This is a genomic window from Pseudomonas sp. MDT1-16, from assembly GCF_054898115.1.
On sequence record NZ_CM142717.1, the window covers coordinates 4,203,848 to 4,220,654 of the forward strand.

The 16,807-nt window shown below is 62.8% G+C and carries 7 protein-coding genes; 1 reads left to right on the forward strand and 6 read right to left on the reverse strand.

Going from position 1 to position 16,807, the window contains the following annotated elements; all coding sequences use genetic code 11:
• Window positions 1–23: 23 nt before the first annotated feature.
• The 3 genes from hemB to ACYZT3_RS19315 all read right to left on the reverse strand — a co-directional run bounded on the left by hemB (window position 24) and on the right by ACYZT3_RS19315 (window position 2,887).
• A complete protein-coding gene (gene hemB, locus ACYZT3_RS19305) occupies window positions 24–998 on the reverse strand; it encodes a porphobilinogen synthase (protein ID WP_282376410.1) in 975 nt (324 codons plus the stop codon).
• Between the two features lie 315 nt (window positions 999–1,313).
• On the reverse strand, window positions 1,314–2,156 hold the full coding sequence (locus ACYZT3_RS19310; RefSeq protein ID WP_282376408.1) for a PhzF family phenazine biosynthesis protein: 843 nt from the start codon (window positions 2,154–2,156) through the stop codon (window positions 1,314–1,316).
• On the reverse strand, window positions 2,129–2,887 hold the full coding sequence (locus tag ACYZT3_RS19315) for a glutathione binding-like protein (protein WP_462030485.1): 759 nt from the start codon (window positions 2,885–2,887) through the stop codon (window positions 2,129–2,131). The genes ACYZT3_RS19310 and ACYZT3_RS19315 overlap by 28 nt, the downstream gene beginning before the upstream one ends.
• Before the next feature lie 367 nt (window positions 2,888–3,254).
• Here ACYZT3_RS19315 and ACYZT3_RS19320 point away from each other — a divergent pair, with 367 nt between their 5' ends.
• The gene (locus tag ACYZT3_RS19320) at window positions 3,255–3,929 is read left to right on the forward strand and encodes a histidine phosphatase family protein (RefSeq protein WP_462030486.1); all 675 of its coding nucleotides are present in this window, start codon (window positions 3,255–3,257) and stop codon (window positions 3,927–3,929) included.
• Between the two features lie 36 nt (window positions 3,930–3,965).
• Here ACYZT3_RS19320 and mnmH read toward each other — a convergent pair whose 3' ends face one another.
• The 3 genes from mnmH to ACYZT3_RS19335 form a co-directional block, all read right to left on the reverse strand.
• On the reverse strand, window positions 3,966–5,075 hold the full coding sequence (gene mnmH, locus ACYZT3_RS19325; RefSeq protein ID WP_282376405.1) for a tRNA 2-selenouridine(34) synthase MnmH: 1,110 nt from the start codon (window positions 5,073–5,075) through the stop codon (window positions 3,966–3,968).
• Window positions 5,075–6,109, reverse strand: coding sequence for a selenide, water dikinase SelD (selD, locus tag ACYZT3_RS19330; RefSeq protein ID WP_282376404.1), 1,035 nt, complete (start codon window positions 6,107–6,109; stop codon window positions 5,075–5,077). The genes mnmH and selD overlap by 1 nt, the downstream gene beginning before the upstream one ends.
• A 130-nt stretch (window positions 6,110–6,239) precedes the next feature.
• Window positions 6,240–16,655, reverse strand: a complete 10,416-nt coding sequence (locus tag ACYZT3_RS19335) for an autotransporter-associated beta strand repeat-containing protein (RefSeq protein WP_462032399.1) — start codon at window positions 16,653–16,655, stop codon at window positions 6,240–6,242.
• Between the last annotated feature and the right edge of the window lie 152 nt (window positions 16,656–16,807).

A 16,807-nucleotide genomic window follows, 5' to 3' on the forward strand; every position in this document is an offset into this window, starting at 1 on the left:
GGAACGATCATCTGCGGTGATACTTAGATGCCGGCCAGGGCGAGATCCATCGCAAAGTAGGTAAAGATCAGATCCGCCCCTGCCCGCTTGATCGCGCCAAGGCTCTCACGCACCACGCGATCTTCATCGATCGCCCCGGCCTGCGCCGCGAATTTGATCATCGCGTACTCGCCGCTCACCTGATACGCCGACAGCGGCAAACGCGAGGCTTCACGGATGTCGCGGATGATGTCCAGGTACGCGCCGGCCGGTTTGACCATCAGCGCGTCGGCGCCTTCCTGCTCATCCATCAGTGATTCGCGCACGGCTTCACGGCGGTTCATCGGGTTCATCTGATAGCTTTTACGGTCGCCCTTGAGCGCGCTGCCGCCAGCTTCACGGAACGGACCGTAGAGCGCCGAGGCAAACTTGGTCGAATAGGCCATGATCGCGGTCTGGCTCAATCCCGCTTCATCGAGCGCCCGGCGAATGGCCTGAACCTGCCCGTCCATGGCTGCCGACGGAGCGATCACATCGGCGCCGGCACGAGCCGCAGCTACCGCTTGTTTGCCGAGGTTGATCAGGGTCTGGTCGTTGTCGACTTCATGGTGGTGCAGCACGCCGCAATGGCCGTGGTCGGTGTACTCACAGAAACAGGTGTCGGACATCACGATCATGTCCGGCACTGCATCCTTGGCGATGCGCGACATGCGCGACACCAGACCGTTGTCGCTCCAGGTGTCGCTGCCGTTGCCGTCCAAATGGTGCGACACGCCGAACGTCATCACCGACTTGATCCCGGCCCGGGCATAACGCTCGATCTCACCCGCCAATTTCGACTCCGGAATACGCATCACCCCGGGCATGCTGTTGATGGGGACGAAGTCGTCGATTTCTTCCTCGACGAAAATCGGCAGCACCAGATCGTTCAAGCTGAACTCGGTTTCCTGGAACAGGCTGCGCAGGCTCGCATTGCGGCGCAGACGGCGGGGACGTGCTTCGGGGAACTGACTGGACATGAGGGGTTCCTGAAAAACGGAGGACGAGACGAAAGTCGTAGGGGACAAAGCTTATGCCCTGCAAGGCGCAGGGCACAAACCTCAGGCGCGGAATAAGCCCTTACCGGTTCGGCAATAATCACTGAGATACGAGCCTTGTAGCAGCTGTCGAGCCTGCGAGGCTGCGTTCGGCTCGGTCCGCGCTCGGGCGAAGCGGTCGTAAAACCTGCAACCGTGTTCTTTCAGGCAGTTCGCGTTCACCGGACACGACCGCTTCGCCCGAGCGCGGACCGAGCCGAACGCAGCCTCGCAGGCTCGGCAGCTGCTACATGCCTCCTACAGCGTCAAGGTTCCGCTGATACAGGTCACCACCGCGCCGCCGATCCAGATCTCGTCGCCCACTTGCTCGACCTGAATGCGCCCGGCACGGCCCATCGTCAGGCCCTGGCTGACCACATAGGACGCAGGCGCCAGTCCTTCGCTGAGCAGCCATTGGGCAATCCCGGCGTTCAGGCTGCCGGTGGCGGGGTCTTCCGGCATGCCGTCGCCAGAGATGAACGCCCGCACTTCGAACTGTGCGCCATCGCCATCGCGCTCGGGATGCCAGGGCGCGATGACACCAACGGCCAGGCCGAGCATTTGCGAATGATCCGGTTGCAGGTTCAGCACCTGCTGGCGATCCTCGACCATCACTGCCAACCATCCGGCGCCGTTATCGACCCACTGGGCCCTGACTATCGCGCCCTGCTCCAGCCCGAGCCCTGACCGCAAACGCGCCATCAAGTCGGCGTCCACCGGCCCGGTTTTTATCAGAGGCGGCGCGAGAAAGGCCAGCTCCGTGCCCTGTCGACGGACCCGCACCAGCCCCACCCCGCACTCCTGAATGATGTCTTCGCCCTTGGGCACGCCACCGGCCTCGAGCCAGGCATGGCAGGTACCCAGTGTCGGATGACCGGCGAACGGCAATTCGTTCAGCGTGGTGAAGATCCGTACCCGGTAGTCGGCACGAGGGTCGCGCGGTTCGAGTATGAATGTGGTTTCGCTGAGGTTGGTCCAGCTGGCAAACGCCGCCATGCGCTCATCGCTGAGCTCATCGGCGCCGAACACTACCGCCAGCGGATTGCCCTTGAGTGCAACGCGGCTGAAGACATCTACTTGCTTGAAATCGAATGAGTGCATGGCCTGCCTTGGTCTTGATCAAATCGAAGCGTTTTACTTGGGGATTCCAGCCCGCGCATCACCGCCGGCCGCGCCAGAAAGCGCTCCAGCACCCGCGTGACGTTCGCGAAGTCCTTGATGCCCACCCGCTCGCCGGCCTCATAGAAGCCAATCAGGTTGCGCACCCAGGGGAAGGTCGCGATGTCCGCGATGGTGTAACGCTCGCCCATGATCCAGTCGCGACCTTCCAGACGGTTGTTGAGGACGTTGAGCAGGCGTTTGCTTTCATCAACGTAGCGGTCGCGCGGACGTTTGTCCTCGTAGTCCTTGCCGGCAAATTTGTTGAAAAACCCGAGCTGACCGAACATCGGCCCGATGCCTCCCATCTGAAACATCAGCCACTGAATGGTTTCGTAACGCGCTGCCGATTCCTGATCCAACAATTGCCCGCTCTTGTCGGCCAGGTAGATCAGAATCGCCCCGGACTCGAACAACGCCAGGGGTTTGTCTCCCGGACCGTGGGGGTCGAGGATCGCCGGGATCTTGTTGTTGGGGTTCAGCGAAAGAAATTCGGGGGACAGCTGATCATTGGTATCGAAGCCCACCCGATGCGGTTCATAGGGCAGCCCGATCTCTTCGAGCATGATCGACACCTTGACGCCGTTGGGTGTTGGCAAGGAGTAAAGCTGGATCCACTCAGGGTACTGGGCGGGCCATTTTTGAGTGATGGGGAATGCGGACAAATCGGTCATGGGGAGCATCCACGCGGAAAAGTAGACGCTAATCATAATGTAGGCGCTGCCGTAGACTGCGATCTTTTGGCGTTATCAATATTGCTGATGAGCAAGATCAAAAGATTGCAGCCTTTCAGCGGCGCCTCACGTGTACTGTGTCCATAAATCCGCAACATCTTATCGATAACCTGCTCCAACCCATCTAAGGTTGCCGCTACAGTGCTGCGCACTCGCTCGGATCGAACCAAATGGGCTTCAGAGGACTCTGAAGATTGCCCTTTCGGAAACGGACCGGCCCAACGACATGGAAAACACCCGAAGCTGGGAGCTCGCGGTGTAAAGGTTTGTCAGCCTTAACCGAATGCGCTGAAGATCACCTATTCAAATGATGAACCCTTTGAAACTCGTCAAACGCTTCAAACATCGCGCGTATGTCGTCCTGCCCTCCCTGTTGGCGGCCAGCGCGCTGTTCCTGTTCCTTGAGTCCAGCGAAAGCCGCGCTCAACCGGCAGACGGCACCCAGACGCTGGTGTTCCTGCGTCACGCGGAAAAACCCGAAGGTGGCCTCGGCCAGCTCAACTGCCAGGGTCTGAATCGCGCCATCGACCTGGCCACCTTGCTGCCGGAAAAATTCGGCAAGGCCAACTACGTGTTTGCCGCCAACCCGACACGCAATGTCGAGGAAGGCGAACTGGACAATTCCTACAGCTACATCCGCCCCCTGATGACCATCAGCCCCAGCGCGATCAAGCTCGGCTTGCCGGTGAACATCAATTTCTCGGCCAACGACACCAGCGACCTGGCGGATGAATTGCTCCACGACAAGTATCACAACTCGGTCATCTACACCGCCTGGTCCCACGGCTACCTGCCCGAGTTGATCAACAAGGTCGCTGGAGAAGCCGTCGGCAAGAAACAGAACATCACCGATGACTGGGAGTCCAGCGACTACGACTCGCTGTACGTGCTCACCCTGACCTGGCACAACGGCAAGGCCAGCGTGCAGAGCCACGCCTACAAGCAAGGCCTGGATAACGGGCGCGAGACCTGCCCGACGTAAGTGTCGGCTGCAGCGGGTTGATCGGGGCGGCGCTGCTTAACCCTCAGCCCTCTGGCTGCTACGCGCTCGCAGGTAGTCGAGCACGGCAGCCCGCTCCCCGGCGAACTCAATGCGCCCCCCCTTCTTCTCCCGCTGAAACGCATACATCGGGTCGTAATACTCGCGAAGCAACCCTTCAATCCAACCCCGATGCAGGTCCACTGCCCCACTGCTCGCCTGCGCCGCCAGCGCGTCTTCCATCAAAATCAACATCCGCCGATGGCGTTCACCGCCCAAACGTTTCTGCACATTGTTCAGGCTCTCCAGCAGGCGCTCGGAAAACAGCGCAAAGCCTTCATCGCCATGCACGCCGATGAACTCGGCACACAAGTCCACCACGTAATCGCGCAGGATCCGTTCGACCCGCCCTTCCAGGCTGTCTTCAAGCCAGACCATCGGAAACTGTTGCATGCCCTGAAACAGTGGCAGCGACAAGGCGCAACTGCCGACCATACGGCTCTCGTCTTCCAGCACAAACTGCTCGATGCCGTGGGCGCGCTTCTTCAGCACGTCCACCGCCAGGTGGTTCTCAAAATCGATGTTGGAGGGTTGGCCGGTGGCGCGTTTACCGAAACTGGAGCCGCGATGATTGGCGTGACCTTCAAGGTCCAGCCCGTTGCTCAACTGCGTGAGCACTTCGGTTTTGCCAGTGCCGGTCATGCCGCCCAGCAAGACAAAATCACACTGGGCAAGCGCCTGATCGACCGTGTCGAGCAAGAAGGTGCGCATAGCCTTGTAACCGCCAGCGACTCGCGGATAGTCGATGCCCGCCTCGTCCTTGAGCCATTGCTGAACGATCTGCGAACGCAAACCACCACGAAAACAATACAAATATCCATCAGGATGCGCCCGGGCAAAATCGGCCCAGGCCTGGATGCGAGCGGTTTTTATCTCGCCGGACACCAACTGGTGCCCCAGCGTGATGGCGGCTTGCTGACCGTGCTGCTTGTAGCAAGTGCCGACCTGTTGCCGCTCGAGGTCATTCATCAGCGGCAGGTTGATGACGCCGGGGAATGAGCCTTTGAGAAACTCGACCGGCGCGCGGGCATCCATCATCGGCCGGTCGTTGAGGAAGATGTCGCGGTAATCGGTGAATTCCATAGACATCAAAACACCTCAACCGCGTTGGTCTGTCGCTCGATCAGCTCACCGATCGGCTCAAGCGTCAGGCCCAGTTCGGCAGCCACGTTGAGGAATTGCTCATTGCCCTCGGGGGTGACCGCAACCAGCAGGCCTCCGCTGGTCTGCGGATCGCAGAGCACGCGTTTGTGCATTTCCTGAAGACGTCCAAGCTTGCTGGCGTAGCTGTCGAAGTTACGCAGCGTCCCGCCCGGCACGCAGCCTTGGTCGAGGTAATACTCGACACCCGGCAGACGCGGCACACGGTCGTACTCGATGCGAGCGGTCACGTTGCTGCCGTCGGCCATTTCCACCAAATGCCCCAGCAGACCAAAACCGGTGACGTCGGTCATCGCGGTGACGCACTCGAGTTTGCCGAAGCGGCTGCCGGGTTTGTTCAGGGTGCACATCCAGTCGCGGGCCAGGCCGATGTCGGCATGGCGCAACTTGCCCTTCTTTTCGGCGGTGGTGAGGATGCCGATGCCCAGCGGTTTGGTGAGGTAGAGCAGGCTACCGGCGGTGGCGGTGTCGTTGCGTTTCATGTGGCGCTTTTGCACCAAACCAGTCACGGCGAGGCCGAATATCGGTTCCGGTGCGTCGATGGAATGCCCACCGGCCAGCGGGATCCCCGCTTCATCGCAGACCGAACGCCCGCCGCGAATCACCTCCCGGGCAATCTCCGGCGCCAGTACGTTGACCGGCCAGCCAAGGATCGCAATCGCCATCAACGGATCGCCCCCCATGGCGTAGATGTCGCTGATGGCATTGGTGGCGGCGATGCGGCCGAAATCGAACGGGTCGTCGACGATCGGCATGAAGAAGTCGGTGGTCGATACCACGCCGCGTTCTTCATCGATGGCATACACCGCTGCGTCATCGCGCGAGGCGTTGCCGACCCAGAGATTCGGGTCAAGGTTCTGCGCCCCGCTGCCGGCCAGAATCACCTCCAGCACCTGGGGAGAAATCTTGCAGCCGCAACCTGCGCCGTGGCTGTACTGGGTCAGACGAATCGGTTCGCTCATGGGGGCACCTTGTGGGGGTCGATCCGAGCGAGTCTAGCATTCTGAGGGGCCAACTGATCGTTCCCACGCTCCGCGCAGAGCGTGGGAACGATCACCGCCCTTACGGGCGGCTAAAACACTTCAATGCCGATCAGAATCCAAGGCTGAAGCTGATCGTCATTGCGTGGTCCTCGTTTTTACCCGACACCTGCCCCGAATAACCGAGGCCGAGTTTGCCGGTCGGGCTGATCTGGAAGTCGATGCCCGCTTCCAGCAGTGCGCTGTCCTTGGCAATCGGCACACCCTGGATGCTGAACGAGGCGCCGCCATCGATGAAGCTCAGGTCGGCGTCCGGTTCGGTATCGTCGAAAGCATGGCGCCAGCCGAGGGCGGCACGGGGGGTGAATTGCCCGCCGCTGGCCAGGGTGATGACTTTGCCGGCGCGTAGCCCGAGGGTGGAGAAGGTGATGTCCTGTTCGGCGTCGGCCTTCAGGCGCCCCACTCCACCTTTTTCATGGGCGGTCTCGCTGTCGTAGTTGACGTAGGACAGACCGGCAAACGGTTCCAGTGCAATGCCGGCCGCTTTGACGGTGTATCCCACTTCACCGAACACTTGTGCACTACGCGCGTCGTAATGGGCCTCCAACCGATCGTTATAGGCGCCGACGCTGACGTCGCGTTTGCTTTCGATATCGTGCCAGCTGTAAGCCGCACCCAGGCGCACGGCCAATGCATCGAACTGCGAGTTCAGATACGCCGCCAGGTGGTAGCTCTCGACCGTGGCGTCGGAACGTCGGTCCTGCGCGTCCAGATCGCTGCGGGTGTAACCGGCGGCCATCCCCGCCCGCCATTGATCGTCGATCTGTTTGTCGGTGCCGAGCATGAAGCCACTGAGGTTGCGATCAAGCTTGGCGCTGTTGCTGTCGCCATCCATCTCGCCCCAGGCGCCAAGTGCACGCATCCAGCCGACCATTTCGCCGTGGCAACCGCCGCTGGTCAGGCGATTCTCGCTCGGGGCCAGGGTCCGGCGTGGATCATCCCGCCCACTGCAGGACGGTTGGCGCATGCGGTCGTTGACGGCGTCACGGATGTAACGCGAGTCTTCAAGTATCGCGCTGGCGGTGCTGGCGTGAATTTCCCCGGACAAGCTGTCGAACGCCGCACGGGCACCGGCGCTACTAAGGTTGACGATTTCGTTCTGCAGCGCCGCACCGGCGACGCCATTGCGGGTCAGGGCCGAGGCCGTGCTGCGCTGGTTACCGGTGGCCGCGACATCAACGAAGGATGTCTGGTTGCGGCTGACGGCCAGGTCGACTCCGTTGGCGTTGTACACCAGCGAGGTGTCGAGGAATGCTGTGTCCGGCAGATTGATGGTGCTAAACGTGCCGTTGACGCCTCCGCCCGCCGTAATCAACGCATAAGTGGTGTTACCGGTAAATGGCACGAGGTTGCTCACTACAAGGCTTCCATTGAGGGTCGCCGTGCCGCCCACCACCAGTGGCGTGACGGTTGCTGACGTGAGTGTCAGCGCCAACACACCCTCCGCTTCGTTGGTGAAGTTACCGGCGATGCGCAGGTTGCCCTGGCTTGCACCAGACACCACCAGACCATGGTTGTCCACCGAACCGACGCTGCCGTTACCACTCAACCCGGCGCCATTGGCCACGGTGACCTGACCACCAAAAGTACTCGGCGTCGCAGCATCGCCCACCTGCAACACGCCTTGCTCCACTTCAACAGTGCCACTGAACGGCTGATCCCCCGTCAGCAGCAAGACCCCGGCGCCTTGTTTGACCACGTTGCCGGTGCCGCTGAGTACTCCGTTGAAACGACCGTTGGTGTTCTGCGCAAACAACATCCGCGCTTTGTTCAGGAAACGCCCCCGCAGGCTGGTGGTGTTACCGACCAACGTACCGCCACTGACCGTCGTGCCGCCGCTGTAGGTGTTGGCACCGCTCAGCACCAGGATGCCGGAATCCAGCTTCTCGATCCCGCCGCTGCCCACCACAGGCGCGGAGATTTCCGTGGTGACGCCGCCATTGATCCGCACAGCGGCCAGGCTGCCATCGGTCGCGTTGATCGGCGTCAGACTGCCGCCCGGGCCTTGAACCAGGCTGTAACCATTGTCGAGGACCTGCAACCCGGTGAAGCCCTGATTACCAAGCACGGTGACGGTACCGCCCCGCCCACCAAACACCGCGAACCGGCGGTTCGAACCCAGGCTCGCGGTGCCGCTGGCGTTAGTCCAGTTAGTGCTCGGGCCCCATATGCCGCTGCCGCCAACGATGCTGCCATCGGCATTGGTTTTGCCACCGTTCCAGAACTGCACTTCACCCGCGGCACTTTGCACCAGCAGGTTGACCTGATTGGCCAGCGCCGTTTGCAGGGTCAGGCTTGCTGGCGACACCCCACCCGGCAACGTGCCATAGGCCAGGCCGTTGTCGGCCAGGCTGCCGCCGTAGCGGAACAGTTGATAGACACCGGTGCCGAAGCTGCCGGCATTGCTGATGTTCAGCGTACCGTCGAGAGTCAGGTTACCGGCGACGTCGACCACAGTGGTCGAGCTGCTGGCCGAGCCGAGACTGAAGTCCAGGTTAGTACCCGAAGACAACGCCAGGGAACCGACCGACAGCGGCGTTGCACTGCTGCCACCGATCAGGGTCGCACCGCTGGCCAGTTGCACCGCGCCGCCGAGTTGACCGCTACCACCGATCTTTGCCCCGCTCGCCACGTTCACGTTGGCACTGTCGAGGGTGCCATTGACTAGCAACGAGCCGGCCTGGACGTTGGTGTTACCCGTGAAGCCGCTGGTGCCGGTCAACAACAAGTCGCCCGCGCCGTTTTTGCTCAGCGTACCGCTGCCGGTGAGGTTGCCGGTGTAGCTGCCGTTGCTGGTTTGCTCGAAGGTCAGTGCGGCGTTGTTGAGGATCGCGCCTTGCAGGCTGCTGGTGTTCCCGCGGGTACTGCCGCCGTTGAGGGTGGTGCCGCCGCTGTAGGTACTGGCGCCGCTGAGCAACAGCACACCATTGCCGTTTTTCACCAGACTGCCGATGCCGGCGATTACGCCACTGAGCGTGGTGTCCTGGGTGCCGACCAGGTTCAACTGGCCAGCGAGGTTGATGGCGTTCGCCAATTGCAGGGCGGCTGCGCTGTCCAGTTGAGCACTGCCACCGACGCCGACCGCACCGGTACCGATGGCGCTGTTGTTGCCAAGCATCAACGAACCGGCGTTCAACTGCGTGCCGCCTGCGTAAGTGTTGCTGCCATTGAGGGTCAGGCTTGAAGCGCCATTTTTGATCAAGCTGCCGGCGCCGCTGACGACGCCGCCGAGGGTCAGCGCGTTGGAGCCCGCCACGCGCATCCCGCCGTTCAGCACCACCGCGTTAGCGAGGCTGACCGCGATGTTGCTGTCCAGCGCAGTGCCGTTGGCGGCGGTCAATACACCGCTGCCCAGGGCGCCGTTGTGGCCCACGACCAGTTTGCCGCCGTTCAGCGTCGTGCCGCCGGTGTAGCCGTTGGCCGCGTTGAGCACCAGGGTGCCGGTGTCGTATTTGCCGAGGGTGCCGGCACCGTTGATGGCCACGCCGATCGTGGCAGTGGCGTTCGGATCGACCCGAACGGTCGCGTTGCCCAATGCGCCATTGGCCAGCGTCAATTGGCCCGCCGTACCATTCAACAGGGTGTAGCCGTCAGTGACGAACTGCATGCCGGTGATGGTTTGCGCACCGTTGACAGTGACGTTGCCCGCCGTGCCCTGGAACACCGCAAAGCTGGAAGCCCAGGCCTGATTGAGGGTACCGTCGACATTGGTCCAGTTAGTGGTGCCGCTGCCCCAGGCGCCGCTGCCGCCATTAATCGCGCCGTTGCCGACCAGTTGCGCGCCGTCCCAGAACTGCACGGTGGTGTTCGGTGCGGTGACCAGCAGGTTGACTTGGCTGCCCACGGCCGTCTGCACTTGCAGGTCACCCGGCACTACACTGCCCGGCACGCTGCCGACCACCAGACCGTTGTCGGTCAAGGCGCCGGTGTAGTTGATGATGCGATACACGCCGCTGCCGAAGCCGCCGATGTCGCTGACGTTCAAGGTGCCGTCGAGGGTCAGGTTGCCGCCGACATTGATCAGCGCATTGCCGCCACCGGACACCGGCACACCGAGCCCGACGTCAAGGTTGGAGTTGCCACTCAAGGCCAGTGAACCCACTGACAACGTGCTGCCGGTGGCCAGTGCAACGCGGCCGCCATCGGTGACATTCACCGCGCCGTTGAGGCGGCCGCTGCCGGCGAGGGTGCCGCCGCTGTTGACCGCAACGTTGGCACTGTCCAGCGAACCGCTGACATTCAGGGTGCCGCCGTTGATGCGGGTGTCGCCGGTCAGGGAATTGATGCCCGTGAGGGTGAAAGTGCCGCTGCCGAGTTTGTCCAGCAAACCGCTGCCGGTGAGATCTCCGTCAAAAGTGCTGCTCGAATTGTTGCCGCCGATGCTTAGCGTGTTGCCAGCACCAATAAGCGCCGCACCGCTGCCAGTGAGGCTGGCGAGGCGGGAGGAAGCGCCGAGGTTGAGGTGGGTTCCCGCCCCCAGATTGACTCCGGCGTTGTTGCCCAAGGCCGTGGCGATGGTGGTGCTCAAGCTGCCGCCCAGTACGTTGAAGGTGCCGCTGAAGGTGTTGGTGCCGCTGAGGGTCAGGTCCGCCGCGCCATTTTTCGTCAGGGTCCCGACACCGGCAACAACACCGGACAAGGCCAGGTTATGGGTGCCGGCCAGATTCAGCGCAGCATTGACGTTGAGGTTGTTGGCCACGCTCAACGCCGCGCTGTTATCCAGCGTGGAAGCGCCAGCGACGGTCAACGCCCCAGTGCCCAGCGCTGCGGCGTTGCCGAGGGTCAGGGTGCCGGCGTTCAGGGTGGTGTCACCCTGGGTGTTGACGCCGTTGAGGATCAGGTTGGCCGCGCCATTCTTGGTCAGGCCAGCGGTGCCGCTGAGCACACCGCCGAGGGTCAGGTCATTGCTGCCGCTCACCGCGAGGTTGGCGTTCAGCCCGATGTTATTGGCCAGGTTCAGCGCCGTGTTGGTATCCAGCGTCGAGGCGCCAACGACTGTCAGGTTACCCAGGCCAAGGCCCGAGGCATTACCGACCGTCAGGGTCCCGGCATTCAGGGTGACACCGCCGAGAAAGCCGTTGAAGCCATTCAGGGTCAGGTTGGCCGCGCCGTTTTTGCTCAGGCTGCCCGCGCCGTTGACGGCACCGTTAAGGGTCAGGTCTGCGGTGCCAGCGACGGCGAGGTTACCGGCCAGGTTGACCACGTTGTTGACGGTGACCGCAGAGGCGGCGTCGAGGGTGGTGCCGTTGGCGGCATTCAGCGCACCTGCGCCCAGCGCCGAATTGGAAGCCAGAATCAACCCGCCAGCGTTCAACGCGACCGGGCCGAGGAAGCTGTTGTTGCCACCGAGGGTCAGGTTAGCCGCGCCGGCTTTGATCAAACCGCCCACACCGCCGATTGCCCCGTTGAGGGTCAATGCATTCGAACCACCGACGTTCAAGTTGCCGGCCAGATCGACGGTATTGCTGAGGGTGACGGCGTTGTTGCTGTCAAGGGTGACGCCCGAAGCGGTAGTGAGAAGACCGCTGCCCAGCGCCGTGTTGCTGCCAACCACTATCATGCCGCCATTAAGCAAGGTGCCGCCGGTATAACTGTTGGCGCCGTTGAGTACCAGGGTGCCGCTGTCGAGTTTGGCCAGGGTGCCGGCGCCGTCGATACCGATGCCGATGGTCGCTGTGGAGCCCGGATCAACCCGGATCGCTGTATTGCCGCCGGTGCCGTTCACCGCAGTCAACTGCCCCGCCGCGCCGGTCAACAGGTTGTAGCCGTCGGTGACGAACTGCATGCCGTTAAAGGTCTGCGTGCCGTTCACCGTCACGTTACCCGCCATGCCCTGAAAGATTGCGAAGTCGCTGGCCCAGGTCTGGTTCAGCAAACCATTGACCGAGGTCCAGTTGGTGCTGCCGGAACTCCAGGTCCCGGTGCCGCCGTCCACCGTACCGTTTGGCGAGGTTTGGCTGCCGTCCCAGAAACGCAGGTTCAGGTTTGGCGCCGTCACCAGCAAGTTGATCTGGTTGCCGACCGACGTTTGCACCGCCAGGTCCGCCAGGCTGAAGCCGACCGGGATGGCGCCCACGTTCATACCCAGGTTCAGCAGGCTGCCGGTGTAGTTGATCAAGCGATACACACCGATACCAAAACCACCGGCGTCGGTGACGTTGAGTATGCCGTCCAGGGTCAGGTTGCCGCCGATGTTCAGCAGCGAATTGGTGGACGGTGCGCCGAGGGCGACGTCCATATTGGAGGTGCTGCCCAAGGCCAGCGAACCGACCGACAAGGTGTTGCCGCTAATCAGGTCCAGATGACCACCGTTGGCCACGCTCAATGCGCCCAACAACGAACCGGTGCCGGTCAGGGTCGCGCCACTGCTGACGCCAACGTTGGCACTGCCCAGCGAACCGCTGAGGTCCAGGGTGCCGCCGCTGACCAGGGTGTCGCCGGTGATGCCATTGATGCCGGTGAGGTTGAGGGTGCCGGTGCCGACTTTGGTCAAGCCGCCAGCGCCGGCCAGGCCACCGTCGAAGGTGCTGGTGGTACTGACGCCGCCCACCGACAAGGTGCTGCCCGAGCCGATCAGTACACCACCGCTGCCGCTAAGGCCTGCGAGGCTGGCATCGCTGCCCAGGTTGAGGCTGGCGCCGGCGCTGATGGTCGCGCCGGAGGAGTTGCCCAATGCGCCGGTGCTGGCGGCGGTGACGCTGCCGGATAAAATGTTCAAGGCCCCGGTGAAGGTGTTGTTGCCGCTCAGGGTCAGGTCGGCCAGGCCGTTTTTGTTCAGCGCACCCGCGCCGTCGATGACGCCGCCCAGGTTCATATTGTTGTTGCCGGCCACACTCAGATCGGCATTCAGCGTCAGGGCGTTGGCCAGGGTGAAGGTGGCGCTGTTGTCCAGCGTTGAAGTACCGGCCACGGTCAGTGCGCCGGAGCCCAGCGCCCCGCCACTGCCCAACGTCAGGGTACCGGCGTTCAGGGTGGTGCCGCCCAGGTAGGTATTGACGCCATTGAGAGTCAGGTTGGCCGCGCCATTCTTGATCAACTGATTGGTACCGCTGATCACGCCGCCCAAGGTCAGGCCCTGGGTGCCGCCGACGGTCAGGTCGGCACTCAGTGCAACGTTGCTGCCCAGGTTGACCGGGGCGTTGCTGTCGAGTGTTGCCGCACCGCCAACGGTCAGGTTGCCCAAGCCCAGTGCCGAGCCGTTGCCGACGGTCAGGGTGCCGGCGTTCAGGGTGGTGCCGCCGAGGAAGCCGTTGGCGCCGTTGAGGACTAGATTCGCCGTGCCGTTTTTCACCAGACTGCCGGCGCCGTTGACCAGCCCGGTCAGGGTCAGGTCAGCCGTGCCGCCGATGTTCAAAGCACCGGCCAGGTTCACCTGATTGAGGAGGCTGACGGCGGTGTTGCTGTCCAGCGTGGTGTTGGCCGCCGCGTCCAACGCGCCGCTGCCCAAGGCACCGCTGGCACCGACGATCAGCTTGCCGCTGTTCAGCGCGGTGGCGCCGAGGTAGTTGTTGGCGTGGTTGAGGGTCAGGTCGGCCGCGCCGCTTTTGATCAGCCCGCCAATACCGCTGACGGCGCCATTAAGGATCAGCGCATTACTGCCACCGAGCGTCAGGTTGCCGCCCAGGTTGACCGCGTTGGCCAGGGTTGTCGCGGTGCTGGCATCAAGGGTGGTGCCACCGGCAACGTTCAATGCGCCGGCGCCCAACGCGGTATTGGACCCGACGATCAGTGAACCGGCATTCAGAGCGGTGGTGCCCACATACGTGTTAGCGCCGGTGAGGGTCAGGTTGGACGCGCCAGTCTTGATCAGCCCGCCCGCGCCGCCGATGATGCCGTCGAGAGTCAGCGCGCTGGCGCCGCCGGTGGTCAGGTTGGCGTTGAGGTTGATTGCGTTGCTCAGGCTCAGGGCCGAGCTGCCAGTAAGCGTGCTGGCGCCGCCCACGGTCAGGGCCCCGGTGCCCAGCGCGTTGGTGTTGCCGACGGTGATGCTGCCGTCATTGAGCGTGGCGCCGCCCTGGAAGGTGTTGATGCCGTTGAGGCTCAGGTCGGCCGCGCCGTTCTTGATCAACTGGCTGGTGCCGCTGAGCACGCCGTCGAGGGTCAGGGTATTGGTGCCGCCGACCGTCAGGTCTGCGTTCACGGCAATGTCATTGGCGATAGCGACACCGGTGCTGCTGTCCAGCGTCGATGCGCCGTCGACAGTCAGCGCGCCGCTGCTCAAGGCACTGGCGTTGCCGACGGTCAGGCCGCCCGCATTCAGGGTGGTGCCGCCGAGGAAGGTATTGGCGCCGTTGAGCGTAAGGTTGGCGGTGCCGTTTTTGGTCAGGCCGCCGCTGCCGCCGACCGCACCGCTGAGGGTCAGGTTGGCGGTACCGCCGATGTTCAGGTTACCGGTGGTGTTCACCGCGTTGGTCACCGCAACGCCGGTGCTAGCATCTAGTGTGGTACCGGCGGCGGTGTTCAGGGTGCCCAGGCCCAATGCGGAGTTGGAGCCGAGTATCAGCGTGCCGGCGTTCAGTGCGGTGTCGCCGCCGTAGCCGTTGGTGCCGCCAAGGGTCAACGCGGCGCTGCCATTCTTGATCAACCCACCCGCGCCATTGACCACGCCGGCCAGGTTCAACGCCTGGGTGCCGCCAATGGTGAGGTCGGCGCCGAGGTTGACCGCGTTAGCCAAAGTAACGGCAACGCTGGTGTCGAGGGACGTGCCGGCTGCGGTGTTCAACGCACTGGTTCCCAGCGCCGTGTTGGACGCCAGAATCAGCGCGCCGGCATTTAGCGCGGTCGGGCCGAGATAGTTGTTGTTGCCGCCCAGGGTCAGGGTCGACAGGCCATTCTTGATCAAGCCGCTGGAGCCGGAAATCAGGCCATTGAGGGTCAGCGCGTTGCTGCCCACTACGGTCAGGCTGCCATTCAGTGATATGGCGTTGTTCAGGGTGACGCCGGTGGTGGTGTTGAGGCTCGCCGCCGCGTTGACGTTCAGCGCGCCGCTGCCGATGGCATTGCTGTTGCCCAGGCTCAAGGTGCCGGCGTTCAGGTCGGTGCTGCCGGTGTAGCCGGCATTGTTGCCGGTCAGCGCCAGGGTGCCGCTGCCGTCTTTCGAAATACCGCCCGCGCCACTGATCAGCCCCGCCAGGGTCAGGTTCCCGACACCTGAAGTGCCGACGGCGCTGTTGAGCACAATGGCGTTGTTCAGTGTAATGGTGCCCGGCGCCTGCAGTACGGTCGAACCGTCCACGGTCACCGTGCCGGTGCTGAACGCCAGGTTGTTGCCCAGTTGCACCGAGCCGTCATTGAGGGTGGTGCCGCCCAAATAGGTGTTGGCGCCGTTGAGAATGAGTTGGCCGGTGCCGTTTTTGGTGATGCCGCCACTGCCGCTCACCACGTTGCCTAGGGTGATGGCGTTGGTGCCGAGCAACTGCAAACCGCTGACGCCCAGAGTGATCAGGTTGCTCAACGACAAACCGCCGCTACTGGCCTGCAACCCGCCGCCATTGGAAGTCAGCACGCCGCTGCCGAAGGTCGAGCTGTTGTTGAACTGGGCGATACCGCCATTGAGCGTGGTGCTGCCGGAGATCAACGGACCTTGCAGGGTCCAGGTACCGCTGTTGACCGTCAGGTTGTTGAAATTGACGTAATTGAGACTGGAAACCGTGCCGGCGCCAGAGGTGCCGCCGCCGATGCCGATCGGGTTTTGCAGGATCAGCGAGTTGATGCCCCCGGCCCCGCCATCAATCTGGCCCGTCGGCGCAAAAGTCAGGTTGACGTTGATCAACCCGCCCAGCGCCAGGCCAATGCCGCCGCCGGTGGAAATGGTCGAACCGGTAATCGCGGTGAAGGTGTTGGTGCTGCCGTCGCCCATCGATACGCTGCCGGTGAGGGTGCCGGAGTTGATAAACGTATTGCCGCTGGCCGACGATTCGAAAGCCACCCGGCCGTTTATTGTGCCGGCGTTGATCACATTGACCTGGGCGCCGCCACGTGCCGCCACAATCGGGGTGTCGGCCGAGAGCAGCGTCACGTTCAACAAGGCAGTCGAATCAAGGGTGCCGTTGTTGACGATGTGGGTGCTGCCGCCAGCGCTGTTGTTGATGTTCAACGCCATGCCGTTCAGGCTGGCCAGGTTCACGCCGAGCAAGTCGGCGGTACCGCGGATAATGCCCGTCGAGGCGTTGGTGATGTTGACCACCGAAGCGCCGGCATTGCCGATCACCGCGCCCGCGCTCAGCAAAGTCACTGCGCCCAGCAAGGCAGGGTCTATCAGCCCGGCGTTGTTCAGCGTGATGTTGTTACCCGTGAGGTTCAGCACCTGCCCGCCCAGCGTGGCGTTCAGTTGCGCGGCGGACCCGACGTTGATGGTCAGGTCATTCACCCCACTGGAAAAGTCGTTGAGGAACAGCGGCAGCGACGGCACACCGCTACAGGTCACCGTCCCGCCCGTCGCCGGGCTGCCCGGTAAACAGGACGCCATCACTTGGGGACTGGCAAGGGTGACAACCACCCCGACGATACCGAGGCGAGCAGCGAAAAAAAGAGGGGAAGTACGCGAAATCGGAACAATGACGGATCTAAGATCCACGGGTAATTCCTTTACTTGGTTAAACCTTTCTTCCTTGAAGGGCG

Excerpts from the sequence above, each read along its gene's own strand:
- hemB (WP_282376410.1), bottom strand. The coding sequence starts at position 998 with ATGTCCAGTCAGTTCCCCGAAGCACGTCCCCGCCGTCTGCGCCGCAAT.
- ACYZT3_RS19310 (WP_282376408.1), bottom strand. The coding sequence starts at position 2,156 with ATGCACTCATTCGATTTCAAGCAAGTAGATGTCTTCAGCCGCGTTGCA.
- ACYZT3_RS19315 (WP_462030485.1), bottom strand. The coding sequence starts at position 2,887 with ATGACCGATTTGTCCGCATTCCCCATCACTCAAAAATGGCCCGCCCAG.
- ACYZT3_RS19320 (WP_462030486.1), top strand. The coding sequence starts at position 3,255 with ATGATGAACCCTTTGAAACTCGTCAAACGCTTCAAACATCGCGCGTAT.
- mnmH (WP_282376405.1), bottom strand. The coding sequence starts at position 5,075 with ATGTCTATGGAATTCACCGATTACCGCGACATCTTCCTCAACGACCGG.
- selD (WP_282376404.1), bottom strand. The coding sequence starts at position 6,109 with ATGAGCGAACCGATTCGTCTGACCCAGTACAGCCACGGCGCAGGTTGC.
- ACYZT3_RS19335 (WP_462032399.1), bottom strand. The coding sequence starts at position 16,655 with ATGGCGTCCTGTTTACCGGGCAGCCCGGCGACGGGCGGGACGGTGACC.